The organism is Vreelandella subglaciescola (assembly GCF_900142895.1).
Taxonomy (GTDB): Bacteria; Pseudomonadota; Gammaproteobacteria; order Pseudomonadales; family Halomonadaceae; genus Vreelandella; species Vreelandella subglaciescola.
Window position 1 is genome coordinate 900,856 of record NZ_LT670847.1, and the last position, 18,083, is coordinate 918,938.

The 18,083-nt window shown below is 63.0% G+C and carries 19 protein-coding genes; 3 read left to right on the plus strand and 16 right to left on the minus strand.

Annotated elements, in window-relative coordinates:
* Positions 1-102: 102 nt before the first annotated feature.
* The 8 genes from B5495_RS04220 to nrdR form a co-directional block, all read right to left on the minus strand.
* The gene (locus tag B5495_RS04220) at positions 103-1,350 is read right to left on the minus strand and encodes a DUF945 family protein (RefSeq protein WP_079551585.1); all 1,248 of its coding nucleotides are present in this window, start codon (positions 1,348-1,350) and stop codon (positions 103-105) included.
* 60 nt (positions 1,351-1,410) lie between these two features.
* A complete protein-coding gene (locus tag B5495_RS04225; RefSeq protein ID WP_079551587.1) occupies positions 1,411-1,884 on the minus strand; it encodes a phosphatidylglycerophosphatase A family protein in 474 nt (157 codons plus the stop codon).
* Entirely contained in the window at positions 1,881-2,891 is a 1,011-nt protein-coding gene (gene thiL / locus B5495_RS04230) for a thiamine-phosphate kinase (protein WP_079551589.1), read from the minus strand. Before thiL ends, B5495_RS04225 begins: the two co-directional genes overlap by 4 nt.
* A 52-nt stretch (positions 2,892-2,943) precedes the next feature.
* Positions 2,944-3,441 carry a transcription antitermination factor NusB gene (gene nusB / locus B5495_RS04235; RefSeq protein WP_079551590.1) on the minus strand — a complete coding sequence of 166 codons (498 nt, stop codon included), beginning with the start codon at positions 3,439-3,441 and terminating at the stop codon, positions 2,944-2,946.
* Positions 3,438-3,920, minus strand: a complete 483-nt coding sequence (gene ribH, locus B5495_RS04240; protein ID WP_079551592.1) for a 6,7-dimethyl-8-ribityllumazine synthase — start codon at positions 3,918-3,920, stop codon at positions 3,438-3,440. Before ribH ends, nusB begins: the two co-directional genes overlap by 4 nt.
* 26 nt (positions 3,921-3,946) lie before the next feature.
* Positions 3,947-5,089, minus strand: coding sequence for a bifunctional 3,4-dihydroxy-2-butanone-4-phosphate synthase/GTP cyclohydrolase II (ribBA, locus tag B5495_RS04245; RefSeq protein WP_079551593.1), 1,143 nt, complete (start codon positions 5,087-5,089; stop codon positions 3,947-3,949).
* A gap of 142 nt (positions 5,090-5,231) precedes the next feature.
* Positions 5,232-6,413 (minus strand): bifunctional diaminohydroxyphosphoribosylaminopyrimidine deaminase/5-amino-6-(5-phosphoribosylamino)uracil reductase RibD, encoded by a 1,182-nt coding sequence (gene ribD / locus B5495_RS04250; RefSeq protein ID WP_079551595.1) that lies wholly within the window; start codon positions 6,411-6,413, stop codon positions 5,232-5,234.
* A 3-nt stretch (positions 6,414-6,416) separates the two neighbouring features.
* Positions 6,417-6,911, minus strand: a complete 495-nt coding sequence (nrdR, locus tag B5495_RS04255) for a transcriptional regulator NrdR (protein ID WP_079551597.1) — start codon at positions 6,909-6,911, stop codon at positions 6,417-6,419.
* Positions 6,912-7,093: 182 nt separating this feature from the next.
* Between nrdR and dsbG the strand changes: the two genes are divergently transcribed.
* Positions 7,094-7,897 carry a thiol:disulfide interchange protein DsbG gene (gene dsbG / locus B5495_RS04260; protein ID WP_079551599.1) on the plus strand — a complete coding sequence of 268 codons (804 nt, stop codon included), beginning with the start codon at positions 7,094-7,096 and terminating at the stop codon, positions 7,895-7,897.
* 50 nt (positions 7,898-7,947) lie between these two features.
* Here dsbG and B5495_RS04265 read toward each other — a convergent pair whose 3' ends face one another.
* From B5495_RS04265 to B5495_RS04290, 6 genes are all read right to left on the minus strand, one after another.
* Positions 7,948-8,382: an REP-associated tyrosine transposase gene (locus B5495_RS04265; RefSeq protein WP_079551601.1), complete on the minus strand. Its 435-nt coding sequence runs from the start codon at positions 8,380-8,382 to the stop codon at positions 7,948-7,950.
* 310 nt (positions 8,383-8,692) lie between these two features.
* Positions 8,693-9,673 (minus strand): c-type cytochrome, encoded by a 981-nt coding sequence (locus B5495_RS04270; protein ID WP_079551603.1) that lies wholly within the window; start codon positions 9,671-9,673, stop codon positions 8,693-8,695.
* A complete protein-coding gene (locus tag B5495_RS04275) occupies positions 9,670-10,359 on the minus strand; it encodes a c-type cytochrome (protein ID WP_079551605.1) in 690 nt (229 codons plus the stop codon). The genes B5495_RS04270 and B5495_RS04275 overlap by 4 nt, the downstream gene beginning before the upstream one ends.
* 65 nt (positions 10,360-10,424) lie before the next feature.
* On the minus strand, positions 10,425-11,744 hold the full coding sequence (locus B5495_RS04280) for an ATP-binding protein (RefSeq protein ID WP_079551606.1): 1,320 nt from the start codon (positions 11,742-11,744) through the stop codon (positions 10,425-10,427).
* On the minus strand, positions 11,741-12,418 hold the full coding sequence (locus B5495_RS04285) for a response regulator (RefSeq protein ID WP_079551608.1): 678 nt from the start codon (positions 12,416-12,418) through the stop codon (positions 11,741-11,743). The genes B5495_RS04280 and B5495_RS04285 overlap by 4 nt, the downstream gene beginning before the upstream one ends.
* Before the next feature lie 864 nt (positions 12,419-13,282).
* Positions 13,283-14,308 carry an OmpA family protein gene (locus B5495_RS04290; protein ID WP_079551610.1) on the minus strand — a complete coding sequence of 342 codons (1,026 nt, stop codon included), beginning with the start codon at positions 14,306-14,308 and terminating at the stop codon, positions 13,283-13,285.
* A gap of 145 nt (positions 14,309-14,453) precedes the next feature.
* Here B5495_RS04290 and B5495_RS04295 point away from each other — a divergent pair, with 145 nt between their 5' ends.
* Complete coding sequence (locus tag B5495_RS04295) at positions 14,454-15,188, plus strand: hypothetical protein (RefSeq protein WP_231897225.1); 735 nt, start codon at positions 14,454-14,456, stop codon at positions 15,186-15,188.
* Between the two features lie 4 nt (positions 15,189-15,192).
* Positions 15,193-15,774 carry a FlgO family outer membrane protein gene (locus tag B5495_RS04300; protein WP_172824524.1) on the plus strand — a complete coding sequence of 194 codons (582 nt, stop codon included), beginning with the start codon at positions 15,193-15,195 and terminating at the stop codon, positions 15,772-15,774.
* Between the two features lie 30 nt (positions 15,775-15,804).
* On the opposite strand, the gene B5495_RS04305 is transcribed toward B5495_RS04300, so the two are convergent.
* Both B5495_RS04305 and B5495_RS04310 read right to left on the minus strand, forming a co-directional pair.
* Entirely contained in the window at positions 15,805-16,149 is a 345-nt protein-coding gene (locus B5495_RS04305) for a hypothetical protein (RefSeq protein ID WP_154045215.1), read from the minus strand.
* 219 nt (positions 16,150-16,368) lie between these two features.
* Positions 16,369-17,787: an IS1380 family transposase gene (locus B5495_RS04310; RefSeq protein ID WP_079551614.1), complete on the minus strand. Its 1,419-nt coding sequence runs from the start codon at positions 17,785-17,787 to the stop codon at positions 16,369-16,371.
* Between the last annotated feature and the right edge of the window lie 296 nt (positions 17,788-18,083).

Sequence of the window (18,083 nt, forward strand, 5' to 3'; positions counted from 1 at the left end):
TGGCGGTCTAGCCGCCAGGCAGTGCTAGTGGAATGCGGGCACAGGGAGGAAACTTCAAGTGGAGGCGCAGGTGAAGGCGTGGGCCGCGCGTGCTAATTACCCTTACCAATCCGGCAGCGCGCGGCCGTTAACTCGCCAGGTGCCCTTCACCAGATCAAAGGTCAGCTCCCGGGCATTCAGCGGCAGGCCAAGCCACAGTGCGGCCACCGTGGGCGCCTCGTGCCAGGTGATATCACCGTCCAGCCGGTCGAGAAAACGCGCCTGCATCGCCGGCTGGTCAAGCGCGGTAATGCTGAGCTCGTCAAGCGCACGGGCATCGAAAAACAACGCGCCGTTGGCCTCCACGGGAATCCCCAGCAGCGGACTTTTCAGAGCAATCTGGCGGATATCCAGGCGCGGCGAGTCGGCCAGCACGTCCAATAACGCCGGCTCCAGGCGCTGTAATACCCCTTCGGCCACGGGCATGTCGCTATCGCCCCAGGCGGTTTCCTGACGCAGCTGGGCAAACACCCGGCGCACGGCGTCGGCGTTCAGGCGTGAAAGCGTCACCTCCACGCGGCCGTTGAGCGCCGACGTATCCGGCGCTTCCTCGGTCAGCAGTACGTCGTCCAGCGTCAGTTCGCCGTCAATGCGCAGTTCGCGTTCATCCAGCGCCATATCGGTATGTACGACCAGCGGGGCAAAGGCCAGATCGAGTTTGGGGTGGCTAAGCGTCAGCTGTTCGATGCGCAGCTTATCGTGCTGGTTGAAGTGATAAGCGCCGTCAATGTAGGTATAACGACTTTCAAGCGTGACCGGGCCAAGGGCCAAGCGGGCGTCATGATCGGTCAGCGTTAGCTGATCCAGACCGGCATTCAAACGCCAGTCACCGTAGACGCCGCGCAGCTGAAGCCGGGCGCCTTTTACGGCAAGTTCACGGCCGTGCTGAGTGATGACCAGAGGCGCCAGCGCCACGTGCATTTCGGAGCGCCCGGTATAGGTGTGGTAGCGCCCTTCCCAGCGCGGCACGGAAGGCGCTGAAACGTTGCCCACCGCCTGCTGCAGCGCGCCGTCCAGACGCGGGCGCAGCGTGCCGGTGATGTCACTGGCAAGTACGCCATGACGGGCATCGTAGTTCAGTTCCAGCCGCCAGGGGCGACCCAGCAGCGGCGAGAGCAGAATGCTTCCCTGAGAGCTGAGCCAGCCGGGATCGCTGCTGATACGCTTGACGCGCCATTCACCCCGCGCTTCCAAATCGGCAAGCGCCTGGCTCAGGCTGCGTTCAAACAGTACGCTGGAGACCAGCTGCGCCACCAGCCAGACAACCGTCAGCGCCGCCAGCACGGGAACAATGAGCCGTTCCTTACGCATCAAGCCTCCCTCGTGCTAGTGGCGCCAGTCTTCCTTCTGCCCGGGCGAATGCGGCCAACGCTAGTGCAGCCAGAACCACAGGTGCATGGTACTCCAGGCATAAAGCCCGGCCATGACGTCGTCGATCATGATGCCAAAACCGCCCGCCACGCGGCGGTCTGCCCAGCGAATTGGCCAGGGTTTGAAGACGTCGAAAATACGGAATATGACAAAGCCCCAGAGCGCCGCCTCCCAGGAAAACGGCACCGCGGCCATGGTAATCCAGTAGCCGACAAACTCGTCCCAGACAATGCCGGAATGATCGTGTACGCCTAAATCAATGGAGGTTTTGTCGCACAGCCAGACGCCGACGACAAAGGCCACAAACACGATACCGAGATACCAGCTGAGCGTCAGGTCGGCCATCAGCCAGTAAAACGGAATGGCCGCCAGCGTGCCGAACGTGCCTGGCGCCCAAGGCGCCGCGCCGCTGCCCAGGCCAAAGGCAAAAAAGTGCGTGGGGCGTCGCCAGACGCTGCCCGGTGCGCGATTCATCGGCTATCTCCCGGCACGGTGGCAGAAGCGGGGGCAAAATGCTGCCAGCCATGATAATCGCCCGCCGCGGCATCAACGCTGCCGTCACCCGAGCTGACCGCCCCCGGCGCCACGCAGCGGCCAACGGCGCTGAGTGCGAGCCCCTGCGCGTCCAGTGCCGCCTGCGCCCGGGCAAAATTCTCCGGCGCAATGGTGATCAGCAATTCATAGTCGTCACCGCCGGAAAGCGCGGCGCGGCGGGCCGCGTCTGCGCCCAGCGCCGCCGTTAGTCCTTCTGCCAGCGGCACGGCGTCGGCGTCAAGCTGCACGTCGACGTTCGAGGCGCGGCGAATATGCCCCAGATCCGCCAGCAGGCCATCGGAAATATCCATGGCGCTGGTGGCCAGCCCGCGCAGCGCCATGCCGGCCTCAAGCCGGGGCTCGGGCAGCAGGTAGCGGCGCAGCAGCGGGTGCGACAAATCACGCTCGCCGCGCTGCCAGAGTTCCAGTCCGCCCGCGCCGCCGCCCAACGCGCCGGTCACCGCGACGACATCGCCGACCACCGCCCCGCTGCGCTTGAGCGCCTGGCCGGTGGGTACGTCGCCCATCACCGTCACGCTGATGGCCAGCGTGCCCGAGGTCACGTCGCCGCCCACCAGGGTGGAATCGTACGCCGCGCAGCCGCCCAGAAAGCCCTGTGCGTAACCGCTGAGCCAGGCGTCCGCAGCGTCTTCATCAGCAAAGCGCCGCGCATCCAACGTCAGCGCCATCCAGCACCAGCGCGCACGCGCGCCCATGGCTGCGAGATCGCTCACGGCAACGGCAAGCGCACGGTGGCCCACGGCGCTGGCCGGCGCATCATCGGGAAAATGCACGTTCGTGACCGAGGTATCCACGCTCACGGCAAGTTCATGCCCGGCGCGCGGTACCAGCAGTGTGGCATCGTCACCAATCCCCAGCGCCACGCGGCTGTCTGCCGCGCCGGGTGCGGTGAAGTAATGTCGAATCAGGTCGAATTCGGCAAGCACGACGTCCCCTTAAGCATGGTGGCCCCTTAAACGCGTTGGCAGGCGTCAACGCTTAGCGACGCCGTGCGCTAACTTCAGCGCTACGCAGGCGGTTCGCCAGCTTGTCCAGAATGCCGTTGACGTATTTATGCCCGTCGGTGGCCCCAAACGATTTGGCCAGTTCCACGCCTTCGTTGATGACCACGCGATACGGCACTTCCATGCGCCGCGACAGCTCGTAGGCGCCAAGGCGCAGGATAGCGAGCTCTACCGCGTCCAGATCCTCAAGCCGACGGTCAAGCAGCGGCGAAATCTCACGGTCAAGCTCGCCCTTGAAGCGGGCGGTGTTATGCAGCAGCTCATGAAACAGCGCCTGATCAGCAATGCCCATGACGGTCACCCAGTTTTCGTGGGGCTCAAGATCGTCATCGGGTTTCTGGCTTCTGAACTCGGCTTCGATGGTGGTCATCGACTTGTGCGTCATCTGCCACTGATAAAGCCCCTGCACGGCAAGCTCACGCGCGGCATGGCGGCTCTGCTGAGCAGATGACGACTTGCGTTTCTGGCTCATTGAGCCTCCCCCATCGTGCGCAACAGCGAGACCATTTCCATCGCCGCCATGGCAGCGTCGGTGCCCTTGTTGCCCGCCTTGGTGCCGGCGCGCTCAATGGCCTGTTCGATGGATTCCACCGTGAGTACGCCATTGGCCACGGGCGTATCAAACTCCAGCTGCAGAGTATTCATCGCCGTGTTGCAGCCGCCCGCCACGTATTCAAAGTGCGGGGTGCCGCCACGGATCACGGCGCCGAGCGCAATGACCGCGTCGGGCTTGACCACATTGAGCACGCGCTTGATGGCCAGCGGCAATTCCCAGGCGCCCGGGGTATGAATCAGTTGAATGTTCTCGGGGTCGACGCCGTGGCGCACCAGGCTATCGACGGCGCCTTCCACCAGGCTATCAACCACGTGGTGGTTAAAGCGCCCCACCACGATGGCGTAGCGGCCGTTGACGTCAAAAAAGTTGCCTTCTACTTGAGCGAGCGGTTCCATCATGTCTTCCTGCTGATACGGGGCGGTTAAGCCTTGTCGTTCGGTCCGAGGCGCTCAACGACTTCAAGATCGAAGCCGGAAAGCGCGGAGAATTTCCACGGCGAGCTGAGCAGGCGCATTTTGCCCACACCCAAATGCCGCAGAATCTGCGAGCCGGTGCCAATAGTTAGATAGTTGCCTGCGCCGTCGGAGTCGCTGGTGCGCGGCCGGCGCACGCGGTCGAGAAAGACGTCGAGCTGGTCTTTCAGATCCTGCGACGGGCCGTTTTCGTCGATCAGGACAAACACGCCGGGTTCGTTGCCGGCAATTTCCGCCAGCGCCCGACCGGCATTCCAACGATTCTTGTCGTCCTGTTGCAAGCCCAGCACGTCGCGCAGGGTGTCGGCCAGATGCACGCGCACCGTGGTGGGCGCATCGGGCGTGGGCTGGCCGTTGACCAGCGCCAGATGGTGCGCGCCCTGAATACGGTCGCGGAACACGTGCAGCGTCATGTCGCCGTGGGCGGTGCGCTGGGGGCGCGACTCCAGCAGATCCACCGTTTGCTCGTTGACGATACGGTAGTGGATCAAATCGGCGATGGTGCCCATCTTGATGCCGTGCGCTTCGGCAAAGGCTTCAAGCTCGGGGCGGCGCGCCATGCTGCCGTCGTCGTTCATCACCTCGCAAATTACGCCGCTGGGGTCGCAGCCGGCGAGCGACGCCAGGTCGCACGCGGCCTCGGTATGGCCGGCGCGGCGCAGTACGCCGCCGGGCTCGGCCATCAGCGGGAAAATATGCCCGGGCTGAACAATATCGGTCGCTTTGGCGTGTGTGGCCACTGCGGCCTGCACCGTACGTGCGCGGTCGGCGGCCGAGATTCCCGTGGTCACCCCTTCGGTGGCCTCGATGGACAGCGTGAACTTGGTCCCGAAACCCGAGTTGTTATCGCGCACCATCAGCGGCAGGCTCAGCTGCTCGCAGCGCTCGCGGGTCATGGGCAAACAGATCAGCCCACGGGCAAAACGCGCCATGAAGTTGATATGTTCGGCCTCAACCTTCTCGGCGGCCATGATGATATCGCCTTCGTTTTCGCGATCCTCGTCGTCCATGAGGATCACCATTTTTCCCTGGCGAATGTCTTCTACCAGATCGGCGATGGGGGCCAGCCCCCCAGCGGAGGATTGCGCCATGGAATCTCCCAGAGTTTTTCGCAATGCCGAAACGCCACACTGCGTGTATGACTGTCGTGTGTGGCTATCGTGTGTGATTACCGTATATGACCACGTAATCGGTAATGGGTAATGGGCAAATAGCGACGTGAATAGACGCGCGTCAGGGTACCTTGGTATCGCTCGGTGCGCTAGTCGGCAGCGGCGAGGCAATTATCCGAAAGTCTTGCCCTACGGCGCGGATATCGTGAATGTGCAGCCGGCGCTGGTCGGCCATACGCTCAAGCCCCGGCAGCGCAAACAGTCCGCGGGCACCCGTGCCCAACAGCGTCGGCGCCATGAACAGCCACAGTTCGTCAATCAGGCCGGCGTCGAGCATTGCCCCGGCCAGAGTGGCGCCGGTTTCCAGCAACAGTTCGTTGACCTCTTCAGCGGTGGCCAGGTGCGCCATCAGCGCGGCCAGATCCACCCGCCCGTCGGCGTTTGCCCCAAGCGTGACCACCTCGGCGCCGGCAGCTTCCAGGGCAGCGCATTTTTCCGCCGCGTGGCCGTTATCTTCGACGTCGCCGGGCACCGTGACCACCAAAGTGCGCCCCGGCTCGCGCAGGCACGCCGCCGCCAGCGGCAGGCGCAGGTGCGTATCGAGGATCACCCTGAGCGGCTGACGGCTCGCTACGTCTTCGGCGTTATCCAGCCCCAGCTGGGCGGCGCGCAGAGTCAGGCGCGAGTCGTCCATGATGACCGAGTCCACGCCGCTCAACACCGCGCTGGAACGCGCCCGCAGGCGCTGCACCTGACGGCGGGCGTCGGGGCCGGTAATCCACTGGGATTCGCCCGACCCCATCGCCGTGCGCCCGTCCAGGCTCATGGCCATTTTCAGCCGCACAAAGGGGCGGCCTGTTTCCATTCGCGCGATAAAACCGGGGTTCAGCTGCCGCGCCTCGTCATGCAGCAGCCCTGTATCGACCTGAATACCCGCGTCTTCGAGTATCGCCACGCCACGCCCGCTCACCTGCGGATTGGGGTCCTGCATGGCCACTACTACCCGCGCCACGCCGGCACGTACCAGCGCCAGCGCACAGGGGCCGGTGCGCCCGGTGTGCGAGCAGGGCTCAAGGGTGACGTAGGCGGTCGCGCCACGCGCACGTTCGCCGGCAGCGGCCAGCGCATTGACTTCAGCATGGGCCTCGCCCGCGCGGCGATGAAAGCCCTCGCCTACCACTTCACCGTCATGCGTCAGTACGCAGCCCACTCGCGGGTTCGGGTCGCTGGTATAAAGCCCCTGCTCCGCCAGGCGCAGCGCCCGGGCCATGTGGCGGTGATCATCCTCAGAAAACGCGACCATACGCTAGCGCCCCTCGTCGGGCGTCGTTTGTGTCGTATCTGGATCGGTCGTTTGCGACAGGCGGTCGATTTCAGCACGAAACTCGTTTAAATCCTGAAATTTGCGGTAGACCGAGGCAAACCGGATGTAGGCCACCTGATCCAGCGTGTTAAGCGCCTGCATGACCAGTTCGCCAATGTCGCGCGCGTTAATTTCACGATCTCCACGCGCCCGCAGCGTCTGACGAATGCGCTCCACCGCGGCCTCGATGGCCTCGGCGCTGACCGGGCGCTTTTCCAGCGCGCGCAGCATGCCCGCACGCAGCTTGTGTTCGTCAAAGCTTGCCCGGGAATCGTCGGACTTCACCACCCGGGGCATCACCAGCTCGGCGGTCTCGTAGGTGGTAAAGCGCTCATGGCAGCGGGCGCACTGGCGGCGGCGGCGCACCTGATCGCCATCGGCCACCAGACGCGAGTCGGTCACGCGGGTGTCGTTGTCACCGCAAAAAGGGCAATGCATGGAATTAACCTGTCAGGAATACGTCTTACCTGTTAAATATCAGTGGCGTTAGCCGGCCATTGTAACGATTTGGCACACAATCTGCAGTATTTATCGAATTTTGCCGACCGTTGGCATAATTCGGGGCTAATCCTGACCTGCCAGAATAGCGACGATTTCCCCTACATTTAAAGGTATCAACCATGACTTCACGGCTACTGCATCTCACCAACCGCCGCACACTATCGGCAGGCCTGATGGTCGGACTAAGTGCTGGCGGGCTGAGCTCGGCCGCATTTGCCGACGACGAACTCCCCGCCGCCGTTCAGGCGCTCACCGATCAGGGAATCGAAATTCACCAGCGCTTTGACGCACCCGGCGGCCTGACCGGCTTCGGCGCCAGTGCGCAGGGTCAGGAAATGGCCGTGTACCTCACCCCCGACGGCAAGCACACCCTTGTCGGCACGTTGATGGACGAAAACGGCAACAACCTCACCGAGCCGCAGCTGGACAAGCACGTCCGTGCGCCGCTTGAGGCTAAAACCTGGGCACTGCTGGAAGATAGCCACTGGATCCAGGACGGCGACACAAGCGCGCCGCGCATTATTTATACCTTTACCGACCCCAACTGCCCCTACTGCCAGCAGCTGTGGGAAGCCGCCCGCCCCTGGGTAGAGGCCGGCCAGGTTCAGCTGCGCCATATCATGGTCGGCATTCTTGCCGCCGACAGCCCGGCCAAAGCTGCGACCATCCTCGCTGCCGACAACCCGTCAACCGCCCTGCGCGACCAGAAACAGGGCGAGGAAATCACCCCCAGCGCGCAGCCACGCGAATATGAAGAACAGGTGTATGCCAACAACCAGCTGTTTGAAAGCCTCGGCCTCTACGCCACCCCCACCAGCGCCTATCAGCGCAACACCAATGATGGCAGCGTACGCATCGAACGCGTGCAAGGCATGCCCGGCAAAGCTGACCTGATCAAGATGATGGGCAGCGAAGCGCCGTAGAGGCCTGCCGGAGTTCGATGGGGATGCGGTCGCGCGGCGGAGCCGCCCTCCTACAACCACACTGCATCCCAATATGGGTATTGGCCTATATTGTCGACCAAACCTGCTCGGATTGGATTAGCCACAATATAACGCGCCACCTTGCGAATATCTTCTTCGGCACGGAGGGCATGATCATGAAAGCCGTCGTCCCAAACTGACTGTCCAATGGCGATAGATACCTTGGCTTTATAAAGCCTGACAGCCTGGGACAGGTCCCCGTCAAGTTTTAGCAGCCAATGCACATGATCAGGCATAACAACAAAAGATTGAGTGGCGCCATGTCGACAAACGGCTTCTTCTCTAAATGCACGGCACGCTGCTCTGGCATAGCGGTAATCAAGAAATATAGCCGCTCGATGTCTTGTCACCATGGTGACATGATAATAATGTCCAGCCAGTGAATGACGTCCTTTGCGCAGTGAGACCTGCCCCGGAGCTGTCATGGCATACCTCTTCCCTTGAGTGATGCCTTTCACTGTAGTTCGTAGTGCGCCGTCTTGCTGACCAGCGATAAAGGCCCGGTCGCGCGGCACTTGTGCCCGGGGTATGGGTAGAGCCGCCCTCCTACGGCAGTATTGCAACGAGCCAGGGTTTCGTAGGAGGCCGGTTCACCGGGCGACGCAGGCCAGAGGCCTGCCGGGGTTCGGTGGGGATGCCATCGCGCGGCGGAGCCGCCCTCCTACGGCAATATTGCAACGAGTCAGGTTTTCGTAGGAGGCCGGCTTTGCCGGGCGATGCAGCCCCAAGCGCGTTTTAGCCGTCGATGGGCTTGGGATGCTCGCCAAAGTCGGTGTGGTCGCCCAAGCGTTTGCCGTCAACTTTCTGGCCGTATACGCCATTGTGCTGGTGGAAGAGTTCCTCGACTTCATCGGTGGAATCCACCGTGCGGCGGCGCGGGTCCTGCGGGCGTTCGTGGCTGTTCACAAACGCCGCGACGTCCCACGCGTCCTGATCGCTCAGCGAGTACGGCTTGCTCAGCGGCATGTTGGCCTTGATGAAGTTGGCCGCGGTGTTGATACGGTGCATGCCCGCGCCCCAGTTGTAGGCGCCGTCGCCCCACAACGGCGGGAACACCGTACGCTCACCGACGAACTGGCCAGCGCCGTTGTCGCCATGGCAAACGGCACACTCGTTGGCGTAGACCTCGGCACCGCGCTCGCGGTCGGGCTCTTGAGCCGCGTCTTCCAGGCTCGGGTAGCTGCGCCCCGGCAGCGAGGTGTTATTGGGCGCCTTGGTGGCCATCCAGTGCATGTAGGTTTGAATGGCAACCAGCGGCTCACTGCCTTTTTCGGGCGCCTTGCCGTTCATCGAGTAGGTAAAGCAGCCCTGAATACGATCGGACAGCGTGTTGACCTTGTCGTTTTTACCCCGATACGCCGGATACACGCCGTAGGCCGCCCACATGGGCGCGGAGTGTGCCAGCCGGCCCGCATCAAGGTGGCAGTTGGAACAGTTCTGCTTGTTGAATACGTTTTCGCCGCGTAGCGCCTGCGTATTAACGAACAGATCACGTCCCAAACGCACCATCTCGTCGTACTGGCTGTCGGACAGCTCGGATTCTTCCGGCGGCGTGAAGGTGACTTCGCCATCGGGCGGCTCGGGCAGCTGAACTTGATAGTCACGCTCAACGCCGCCGTCCTGGGCCATGGCGGAAAGCGACAGACCCAGCGCCGAAACGCCGAGCGCAGAAACTACCGTGCCGGCCATTAGCAGGCGGGATTTGTACAGGCTCATTGACCGTCCTCCTCTTGCTGGGCACCACGCGCCTCAAGGCGCTCGGGAAGCGTTGCGTAGTATTCCGCGATCATGTCGATCTGGTCGTCATTCAGGCGGTTGGCCACTCCCGCCATCAGCTCATTGGGATCGTTGTGGCGCTTTCCGTTGCGCCAGTGCTCAAGCTGCGCCTTCAGATAGGCTTCGTGCTGGCCGGCCAACGGCGGAAAGCTTGCGCCCACGCCCTGGCCGTTGGGGCCGTGGCACTGGCTGCAGGCGGGAATGAACTTGTCGTCTTCCCAGTCGCCGCGATCAGCCAGCCACTCGGCGGCATCGTCCGGGTCGGCGGCGTGGTAGGCGGTCGGCAGCTCGGGCCAGTCTTCAAGCCCTGCGTAATATGCCGACACGTCGGCAATTTTCTGCTCGTCGAGCATGCTGGCAAACGCGGCCATGCTGGCGTTGTTACGCTCGCCACTTTTGAAGTCGTGCAGCTGCTTGGCGATGTACGCTTCCGGCAGCCCGGCCAAGCGCGGCCAGGATTCCGCCTTCGCGTTATTCTTGCCCATGCCGTCGGCCTGGTGGCAAGCCACACAGGTGGCAGATACCTGCTTGCCCGCCTCGGGGTCGCCCTCAAGCGCCGAGGCGGTGCCGGCGTAAACTCCGGCACTCAGTAGCAGGCTAAGCCCGCTGAGCATTTTTTTATTCATCACGGTCTCCCTTGCGTTATCGTCTCCCCGCGGCCATCACGCTGCCCGGGGGTGGGTGTGCCGTTTTATCCTTCGTCAGGGATTACGGCCGGCACAATAAATTCTACAGCAAGCCCCTCGCCTGCCGGGCTGTGAAAGGCCAGGCGCCCGCCAAAGCGCTCGGCAATAGCGGCCACAATGGCAAGCCCCAGCCCGCTGCCTTCGGCGTTGCTGGCACGCCAGAAGCGGCGCGTCAGCTGTTCAAGCCCATGGGGCGAAAGCCCTTTGCCGGCATCGCGCACGCAGAACGCCAGCTCGTTTGACGACGCCAGCAAACGCGCCTCAAGCCATACCGGGGTATCCGGCGGGCCGTGGCGCAGGGCGTTATCCAGCACGTTGCGCAGCGTCGTGACGGCAAGCGCGTGGGGCACTAACAGCCGCGCATCCGGCCACTGAAAAGGCAGCTCAATGCGTTCGGAATGCCCGGTGTCTTCCACCGCGCAGGCCGCAATAGTGGCGACGTCGCTGGTGTCACCCACGTCCGGGTGGCGGCCTTCCACCCGTGCCAGCAACAACAGCTGATCAAGCGTATTGTTCAGCCGCACAATGCCCTGCTCTGCATAGTGTAATGCATCAAGCGCGGCCTGCCCTTTTACACGTTTGGCTACCTGCACGTGGGTCTTGATCGCCGTCAGCGGGGTGCGCAGCTCGTGAGCGGCATCGCTGGTAAAGCGCTGCTCACGGGTAAAGGCTTGCTCCACACGCGCAAGCAGGCCATTGAGGGTATCGATCAGCGGGCGTATTTCCGCCGGCAGGCCGCGCACCTCCACCGGAGAAAGTGCCTCCGGGTCGCGGTGCGCAAGCGACTCGCGCAGGCGTGAAAGCGGCGCCAGCCCGCGCCAGACCGACAGCCACAGCGCCACCAGGCTACCCAGCAGCGCGACAATAAACGGCACCACCGCTACGCGCAGCACGCCGTTCATCAGGGTGTCGCGTTCGTCCAGACGGTCGGCAGTGGTAATGGTCAGCCCGCCGCGTTCATAGGTGAACACGCGCCAGGTAATGCCGTCTTCGCGACGGTAGGCGTGGCCCGGTTTTCCCGGCGCCAGCACGTCTTGCATATCGCGGTGGGTACGCGCCATGACGTTGCCGCGCGGCGAGTGTACCTGGCAGGCCAGCCCTTCGATGGAGGGGATTGAAAGCGAGCGGCGGTCGGCATCTTGCCAAACCTCCGGCGGCAGCTGCAGCATCAGCCCCGCGACCATCCTTGCGGACTGCGCGAGACGCTGATCAAGGGTTTCCACCAGCTTGTCTTCCAGATCGCGCATCAGCCACGCCGCGGCGCTGGCCCATAGCAGGGCAAGGGTTAGCCCCAGCGTCAGCAGCAGGCGCGCGCGCAGGCTCACGGCAAGGTCACGGCGTCGGCGCGACCGAGGCGATAGCCCAGCCCGCGCACGGTTTCGATCAGGCCATTGCCCAGCTTGCGGCGCAGGTGGTGAATGTGAACGTTGAGCGCGTTGCTTTCCACATCATCGTTGAGCCCGTAGAGGCTGTCTTTCAGCTGGCTGGCGGAAAGCACGCTGCGCGGGGCGTACAAAAAAGCTTCCAGCAGCACCAGCTCGCGGCGCGAAAGCGCCACCGGCTCGCCGTTAACGCTGATCTGGCGGGCGGCGGGGTCCAGCGTCAGCGCACCGTGGCGGATCAGCCCGCTGGCACGCCCGGCGGCGCGGCGCAGCAGCGCGTAAAGCCTGGCCACCAGCTCGTCCAGATCAAAGGGTTTGATCAGGTAGTCATCCGCGCCGCTGTGCAGGCCATCGACCCGGTCGCGCACGGCGTCTCGGGCGGTGAGAATCAGCACCGGCGTTTGCACGCCGGCGGCGCGCCACTCTTCCAGCAGCTGCATGCCGTCGCCGTCGGGCAGGCCGCGGTCCAGAATCACCACGTCGCTTTGCACGGACTGCATGGCCCGACGCGCTTCTTTGATGGTTGGCACGCTGTCCACGACAAAATCAACGGTCGCCAGACCCGCACGGATCCCCGAGGCCACCAAGGCATCATCTTCTACCAGCAATACATGCATAGCGGCTCCTTCCCTGTTGGCGTGCAGCATGCCAAAGCAGGATTAAGCGTAGATTAAACGGTACTAACATCGCCCGGCAAAGCCGGCCTCCTACGAAAACCTGGCCAGTGTCTCCCGCCTTTGTAGGAGGGCAGCTTGCTGCGCGACCGCATCCCCACCGAACCCGGCAGGCCTTTGGCCTGCATCGCCCGGCAAAGCCGGCCTCCTACGAAAACCTGGCCAGTGTCTCCCGCCTTTGTAGGAGGGCAGCTTGCTGCACGACCGCATCCCCACCGAACCCGGCAGGCCTTTGGCCTGCATCGCCCGGCAAAGCCGGCCTCCTACGAAAACCTAGCCAGTGTCTCCCGCCTTTGTAGGAGGGCAGCTTGCTGCGCGACCGCATCCCCACCGAACCCGGCAGGCCTTTGGCCTGCATCGCCCGGATGCTTTAAATAAAATCGGGGCCTCCTACGAAAACCTAGCCAGTGTCTCCCGCCTTTAATAGGAGGGCAGCTTGCTGCACGACCGCATCCTCACCGAACCCGGCAGGCCTTTGGCCTGCATCGCCCGGCAAAGCCGGCCTCCTACGAAAACCTAGCCAGTGTCTCCCGCCTTTGTAGGAGGGCAGCTTGCTGCGCGACCGATGGAGACACATCACCCAGAACGGGCCACGGGCCTGCATCGCCCGGCACTTGTGCCCGAGATGTGGGTAAAGCCGGCCTCCTACGAAAACCTGGCCAGTGTCTCCCGCCTTTGTAGGAGGGCAGCTTGCTGCGCGACCGATGGAGACACATCACCCAGAACGGGCCACGGGCCTGCCTAGCCCTGATGCTTTAAATGAAATCGGGGCCTCCTACGAAAACCTGTGTGGTGCCGGCTTTCGCACTACTCCACGTGGATAACGACTTCGACCCGGCGGTTGCGCGCGCGGCCTTCCAGGGTGTCGTTGTCGGCCAGCGGACGCGTGGCGGCCAGCCCCACGGCGCGCAGACGGCCGGTCGTGACGCCGGCATCTTCCAGCACCTGCACAATGGCGATGGCGCGCGCGCTGGAAAGCGCCCAGTTGGAGGGATATTCCTCGGTATCGATCGAGCGGCTGTCCGAGTGCCCCTCTACCGAGACATCGCCGTCGTAGCGCTCGATGGTCTCCACCAGGCTTGCCACCAACGCCTCGCCGGCGTCGCTCAGCCCCGCCTCGGCGCTTTCAAACAGCAGCTGATTCTGTACGCGCAGGTTGATGCCTTCGCTCACGCGGGAGGCTTCCACCCCGTCCAGATCGGGCAGATACGGCGCGGACTCCTGACGCTCGGGCAGCGTTTCAGCCAGCGTGGGGCCGCCCTGCAGCGCTTCCGGCTCCACCGTTTGCACGTTAACCGGCGGTCTGTCGGTCAGCACGATCATATAGTCTGCAAGCATATAGTCTGCCAGCGGCGCAGTCAGATCAGCACTATCAGCCAGCAACAGCTTGGGTAGCGCCATGGCAGGCAGCTCGGCATCGGGCTCTTGCACCGAGGCTTTGGCACGCGCCAGCAGCGGCGGCGGTACGGGTGCGCGATCGGGCAGGCCGGCTACGCCAAGCGCTGCGCTGATGGCCCAGGCGGCGAGCTCTCCCGGCTCAGTGGCACCAGCCACATATACCGGCCCGGCCTGCTCAGCAAAGGCATCGGGCAGCGGTACGCCAAGCGTTGCCGAGGCATCTTCCACCAGTACGGGCGGCGCCTCAGACATCGCTTCGTGGGTCAGCCAGCCGGGGTTGGCCGCCTCTGCCGCGACGATAATGATCACAAAAAGCGCCACCAACAGCGTCATGATGTCGATGTAGCTCACCAGCCAGGCGCTATCGCTATCGTCTTCCGAACGTACCTGTAACAGCGAGTCGTGTTTCGGGCCGGCGTGGTGGTCTTCAAGCATTAAGGTTATCGCTCATTCAAGTTTTCGTCTGCGTGGCCGATGGGGTGAAGGCATGGCAAAATAGTTTACCCAATGCCCCAATTCAGTTTTTATCGCGAGAAGGAACCCGCCAGTGCCGATCACACTGCCTCCGTCATGTTTTTCCGTGCGCCGCGCTTCAGGCGGTCGGCCACCGCGCTGGCTCGCCCCGCTGGCGCTTGCTGCCCTTGCACTGCCGCTTGGCGGCTGCTTTTATGCCAACACCTCTCAGGCACCGATCGCCACCACCTATCCTTACAGCGAGCAGCAGCGCATGCAGGCCGCTCACCACTGGGACGTGCTTGCCGGCCACGAAGCCAGCGGCCTTCTGGCCCAAAGTCGGCTGCGTCTGCGTGACATTTACATCCGCGGCGATGTCAATATGCCCGAGGGCATGCACGTGGGCGGCGAGTTCAACCGCGGCTTTGAAGACCTGCTAACCAGCCGGCTGGTTTCCCGCGGGGCAAGCGTTACCACCGCCCCGACGGCCAACAGCGTGACGCTGGAGTTTCGCGTGGAAGTGGTCAACCACCGCGACCGCGGCTTTATTCGCCCGCCACAAGGTGCCTTCACGGCGCTGACCAGCGGCATTGCCGTGGCCACCATCCCCTTCAACCAGTGGAGCGAACCGGCGCTGGGCCTGATACCCGCCGCCATTGGCGCAGATATTACCAGCGGCACCTGGACGTATGAAGGCAATGAAGAAACCATCATTACCGTACAGGCCGTGGAAGGCGAGCGCATCCTCTACTCATCGTCCAATATTTACTACACCAACCGCGGCGACCGCCGCCACTACGCGCCCTATCGCGTGCCCCAAGCGCCCGCCACGCCCACCGTTTCTGTTTCTGATACCTGGTAACGCCATGCCCACGCTTTTTTCGCTACGCTTATGTTTACCCTGCCGCCGCCTGCTGCGCGGCGTGCTGATAACCTGCTCGGCGCTGCTGTTTAGCGGCTGCAGCACCTTTGGCCAGTCGTCCCTGCAACCCGAGCCGGTGCCCGACCTTTCCGAGCTGGCGCACGACGCCGCCGCACAAATGGTCGCCAGCAACCCCGATATGACTCGCTATAGCCCGATGATTGCCGCCACCTTTGTGGATATCGACAACCTCACTCAGTCTTCCACCTTCGGACGCATCAGCTCGGAACTGATGGCCTCGGCACTTTCCCGCCAGGGCATCAAGGTGCGCGAAGTCAAAATGCGCGACAGCCTTTTCATCGAGGAACAGGTCGGTGAGCTGATTTTATCGCGTCAGGTGCAACGGCTCAGCAAACGCTACGACGCGCGCTCGATTTTGATGGGCACCTACGCCCAGGGGCAGGACTATGTGTACGTCAGCGCCCGGGTGGTACGCTCCACCGATGCGCTGGTGCTGGGTACCGCAGACTTTCGCCTGCCGCTGAACAACAACACCCGCACTTTGCTGGGCACGGGTGGTTGGTAAAATAGCCGGCGGGTAACAACGCCGCGCCGGCTAGCGGCGCGGCGTTGGCCAGTGAAATTCCTGCGCTAACCGCGCCGGGTCATGAGCACCGGGCGCGGTTTCCGGCACACACCGGCCAAGCGCCTCACGCAGGCGCTCAAGAGCAGCCGCTCCGGTAGCATCGCCAACCTCGCGCTCCCACCACTCTCGGTGTACCGCACGTACCTGCACCGGCACCGTTTCAAGCCCCAGATACTGCGCCATGGCCAACCGGTGCAGCCCACGGTTGATTTTCAGCAGCAGGCCACCCCGGCTGACGGCCACTCCCAGCGCCAGGCACGACGTACCGGATACCGGCCAACGCCGCTGCCTATCATATAAGCCCGCCTTATTCATCAGGACGCCGAACGAGCGTTTTACGTCCCGTGGTGACCGGGACCGACCGGCTTTTATGTCATACGGTCGCTGAGTAGCCGATTAGCACATAGCTTTATCGTATCAATGCCGTGATATTTATAACTGAAGTTCATTGGTTTCGAGTGACGGCGCAGCCGTGGTCGTCGGCCTCCATAGTGGCCGTTTTGTCTGCTGGAAAAGGCTGAGTAATGCGACGTGTCAGGTCAATGCCGTCAGCCGCGGCAACCCCTTCAGTAAGGATGGCCACCATTTGTCGGCGGCATCGCCGAGGTGCACGGTGATACGCCGGGCGTGCACTGTCAGCGTGGCGGCCACCTTGAGCACCTGCTCGCGCATCCGCTTCAGGCTCCAGCCCTGCCGGGTCTGTCGTTCCAACAGGCAACGCAGCCCGTGTAGCACCTGATAAGCGCAGAGAGTCAGCAGCAGGTTTACCTCGTTGCGGGCCATGACGTCCTGGACGGTGGAGACACCGCGATCAGTCGAGGAGAGATGCATATCGAGCGACGACTTCACCTCGCCCATGTGGGCTTCGGCGCTGCCGCGCTTGCGATAAAGCGCCAGGACCTTTTCCGGCGGCCAGTCGAACTTGCCGAGATTGGTGACCAAAAAGAAGGCATGCAGCAGCAGATCATCGGGCCGCTCTTGTACCACCAGCACCACGCGCCGCGGCGCCGGCCAGGTACCGGCTTGGTACGCCAGGTCATGGCACCATTCCCGAGGTTGCTCGGGGGGCCGGCCGCGTGGCCGCTTCAGATGTGGCGCTGCCAGTGTCTGCAGGCCCGTATGACTGCGCAACCGGCCCAGATACTCGATGTCGCGATCTTCCAGCGCCTCAAGCGTGTCGTTGTCGGTGAAACCCGCGTCGATGCGTACCTTGACCTTGGCCCCGGTGCTCTCGTTGAGTCGCCGCACCAGATGTGGGATCCAGGTATCGGCATTCTCGGCTGGGCCGGCGTTACCTTCACGCAGCAGACCGCCCACCATGTCGCCGGTCTCTGCCAGCGAGGCCACCAAAGGCGAGTAGATTCTGGCCCCGTAAAGTCCATGAAACGCCGAACCGCCCTGGTGGCCGTGGACGTCGATCGGCAAGCCGTCGATGTCCAGCGTCAGATGCTCGGGGCGTTCGCCGCCGTCCAGCGAGGTCAGTCGCCAGACCGCCAGCCGCAGCAGGCCCTCATGCACGGTATCGATATTGTCGTCGCGGCCCAGGCACGTCAGCAGCCGCGACAGCGTCGCTTGAGATGGCCGGTCCTGAGCCAACGGCGTTGTCCCGCGGGCATCACTGCAGGCTAGCTGCCAGAGCGGGTCACGGCGGAGCGTGTCGGTATCGCTGAGGTCGATCCAGCCCATCGAACGCTGCAGCACCAGGGTACGCAGCTGGCTGGCTAACGAGTGGCGGACGCGATCCGGGTCGCGATGATCGACCAGATGGTCGTCCAGCGCATCGATCATGCCGCTGTTGTCGAGGGCTTCACGCAACAGCAAAGCACCGCTGTCGCTGGTGGTGCGATGGCCGCTGAGCTCGACGCGGATGGACCCGTTGCATGACGGGGTCCAGGGGGATAAGCTTTCACCCATGGCGAGTGGTCCTCTTGAATTGTGTTCGTTCAGGAACATCTTGATTCTACAAGAGAAACTGCTCGCCATCTTCTTTTCTGTCTCAGCCCGGTGAATTAGGCGGGATACCGCCTGCTTCTTTCTGGCATGTTAATCTGTCATTATGCAATTTCAATCCGCCTTCACTTTTCTTTGGGTATCTGTAAATGCTGAATAAAAAGACGCTTTCTGCTTTGGGTTTCTCCGGCCTTCTAGCCAGCGGTGCTGCTAGTGCAGCTTCATTTGGTCTAGCAGTCTGTCGGACTTGATGTTGATAAAGGCATTGAGACGTAGGTCTTTCAACCATCCCTTATGTT

Excerpts from the sequence above, each read along its gene's own strand:
- B5495_RS04220 (WP_079551585.1), bottom strand. The coding sequence starts at position 1,350 with ATGCGTAAGGAACGGCTCATTGTTCCCGTGCTGGCGGCGCTGACGGTT.
- B5495_RS04225 (WP_079551587.1), bottom strand. The coding sequence starts at position 1,884 with ATGAATCGCGCACCGGGCAGCGTCTGGCGACGCCCCACGCACTTTTTT.
- nusB (WP_079551590.1), bottom strand. The coding sequence starts at position 3,441 with ATGAGCCAGAAACGCAAGTCGTCATCTGCTCAGCAGAGCCGCCATGCC.
- ribH (WP_079551592.1), bottom strand. The coding sequence starts at position 3,920 with ATGGAACCGCTCGCTCAAGTAGAAGGCAACTTTTTTGACGTCAACGGC.
- ribBA (WP_079551593.1), bottom strand. The coding sequence starts at position 5,089 with ATGGCGCAATCCTCCGCTGGGGGGCTGGCCCCCATCGCCGATCTGGTA.
- ribD (WP_079551595.1), bottom strand. The coding sequence starts at position 6,413 with ATGGTCGCGTTTTCTGAGGATGATCACCGCCACATGGCCCGGGCGCTG.
- nrdR (WP_079551597.1), bottom strand. The coding sequence starts at position 6,911 with ATGCATTGCCCTTTTTGCGGTGACAACGACACCCGCGTGACCGACTCG.
- dsbG (WP_079551599.1), top strand. The coding sequence starts at position 7,094 with ATGACTTCACGGCTACTGCATCTCACCAACCGCCGCACACTATCGGCA.
- B5495_RS04265 (WP_079551601.1), bottom strand. The coding sequence starts at position 8,382 with ATGACAGCTCCGGGGCAGGTCTCACTGCGCAAAGGACGTCATTCACTG.
- B5495_RS04270 (WP_079551603.1), bottom strand. The coding sequence starts at position 9,673 with ATGAGCCTGTACAAATCCCGCCTGCTAATGGCCGGCACGGTAGTTTCT.
- B5495_RS04275 (WP_079551605.1), bottom strand. The coding sequence starts at position 10,359 with ATGAATAAAAAAATGCTCAGCGGGCTTAGCCTGCTACTGAGTGCCGGA.
- B5495_RS04285 (WP_079551608.1), bottom strand. The coding sequence starts at position 12,418 with ATGCATGTATTGCTGGTAGAAGATGATGCCTTGGTGGCCTCGGGGATC.
- B5495_RS04290 (WP_079551610.1), bottom strand. The coding sequence starts at position 14,308 with ATGCTTGAAGACCACCACGCCGGCCCGAAACACGACTCGCTGTTACAG.
- B5495_RS04300 (WP_172824524.1), top strand. The coding sequence starts at position 15,193 with ATGCCCACGCTTTTTTCGCTACGCTTATGTTTACCCTGCCGCCGCCTG.
- B5495_RS04305 (WP_154045215.1), bottom strand. The coding sequence starts at position 16,149 with ATGAATAAGGCGGGCTTATATGATAGGCAGCGGCGTTGGCCGGTATCC.
- B5495_RS04310 (WP_079551614.1), bottom strand. The coding sequence starts at position 17,787 with ATGTTCCTGAACGAACACAATTCAAGAGGACCACTCGCCATGGGTGAA.